This window comes from Coxiella-like endosymbiont (assembly GCF_002871095.1).
Lineage (GTDB): Bacteria > Pseudomonadota > Gammaproteobacteria > Coxiellales > Coxiellaceae > Coxiella.
The window spans coordinates 1-2,010 of sequence record NZ_NSHJ01000025.1; the positions used below are offsets into that span (position 1 = coordinate 1).

Consider the following 2,010-nt stretch of genomic DNA (forward strand, 5'->3'; position numbering starts at 1 on the left):
ATTCCATATCAATTTTTCAAATTTTTTTAAACCCTTATCAGAATCTAAAAAATTAATACAAACATAGTTCAGTTTTGATTACACCTGTATTTTTGTATAAAAGTCATGTAACTTATAACTTTTATAACTTATAAAGATAATCAATATTATGAAATTCATAGATTATTCATTCGACCATAAATATCCTCAAACCGCACAATATCGTCTTCTGATAAACAATCACCAATTTGGACCTCAATCATTAATAAAGGTTGGTCAGTAGGATTCCTCAATCGATGTTTGGTTTCTTTTGCGATATAAGTAGATTGATTAGAAAATAAACGAAAGTGATCTTCACCATTAATAACTTCGGCTTCACCGCTGACGATAACCCAATGCTCGGAACGACAATGATGTAACTGCAAGGAAAGTGCTGCGTGAGGATTAACTACTAAATATTTTACCTGATATTGAACACTCGAAGCTAATTTTTCGTAATACCCCCACGGACGATAAATTCGCTTATGCTCAGTAGCAACAGAATCTCGTTGTAACTTCATCTGTTCCACAGCAGCTTTTACTTCTTGAGTATGACCTTTATCAATCACTAAAATAGCATCGGGAGTACTGACAATCACTTGATCCTTCACACCAATGACAACTACACGCCTACCTTCAGAACTAATTAAACAATTCTGGCATTTGCTCATCAGCACATTGCCATATTGGACATTCCCCTCATTATCAGGCTTCCCTATTTCCCCGACCGATGACCAACAGCCAAGATCATTCCATGGAGTGCAAAGCGGTAACATAACTGCCTTATTAGTTTTTTCCATAAGCTCATAATCAATAGAACCTTCTCGACAATAATTAAAATCTTCACTCACTCGGAAAAATTCAGATCGTTTTTTTGTAACTTGAAAAGCTTTTTGAGTTACAATAAAAATATCATTTGCTAAATTTTCTAATTCAGTTAAGTAAGTCTGAGCTTTAAATAAAAAAATACCACTATTCCAATAAAATCCTCCTTGAGAAATGAAATTTTTTGCTTTTTGAAATGAAGGCTTTTCGATAAAGCGACTCACCCGAAATCCAGTTACGAACGGATCTCCTTTTTCGATATATCCATAACCAGTTTTAGGCGCATAAGGTTCAACACCAAATATAACAAAATGATTTTGTTCAGCTAAATAAAGCGCTTTTTCTACTGTGCTTTTAAAAGCAACGTGATCATTTAAGTCATGATCTGAAGGTAATACGAGTAAGATAGTATTAGGATCTATATACCTACAAGCATATTCAGCAGCTAAAGCAAGGGCTGGGGCCGTATTTTTTGGATAAGGTTCTAAAATATAATGAACCTTCGTAAAACCAATGGCCTCCAATTGATCCCGACATAAAAAATAATAATTTTCATTTGTAAGTACAATTACATCTGACACCCTAGAAACAGATCGGGCTCTTTTTGCAGTTTTTTGCAGCAAAGATAGCTCATCAAATAACCTACAAAATTGTTTTGGATAGCTTGCCCGAGAAACAGGCCACAATCGGCTCCCAATACCCCCAGCTAATAAAACAAGTATGATTTGCTTTTCCAAGTGTATCTCCAGCAGGAGCTTAGACTAAGTAATTAAGATTAGAAATGGGGTGAACGATGGGACTCGAACCCACGACAACCGAAATCACAATCCGGGGCTCTACCAACTGAGCTACGTCCACCATTAAGTCTTTTATTACTGCATACTACACTTAATTATTGTAGTATCCAAAGTATATACTACTTTACCTTTATTTTTTTAAACATGCCCGTCAAAATTCGAACTTATTTGACCCTCAGGTTAGAAGGCTGATACTCTATATCCGAGTAACCTAAGGACGCATACTGTTAGTTATAATCACGTAACTGCAATTAAGGGTCAAGTTTCAGTTAGAAATTACACTCAAACAAAAAAATTATCATGAATTAACTTATCGTCTTTCTTCTTGACTTTTGAACCAGGGTAAAAGTATCTTTTTAAATACCTAGAT

Annotated in this window: 1 protein-coding gene and 1 tRNA gene; both read right to left on the reverse strand. The window is 34.9% G+C overall.

Features of this window, described 5'->3' with window-relative positions; genetic code table 11:
- Positions 1-155: 155 nt before the first annotated feature.
- Positions 156-1,580, reverse strand: coding sequence for a mannose-1-phosphate guanylyltransferase/mannose-6-phosphate isomerase (locus tag CLERM_RS00275; RefSeq protein WP_102156635.1), 1,425 nt, complete (start codon positions 1,578-1,580; stop codon positions 156-158).
- A gap of 45 nt (positions 1,581-1,625) precedes the next feature.
- A tRNA-His gene (locus CLERM_RS00280) sits at positions 1,626-1,701 on the reverse strand.
- Positions 1,702-2,010: the final 309 nt, after the last annotated feature.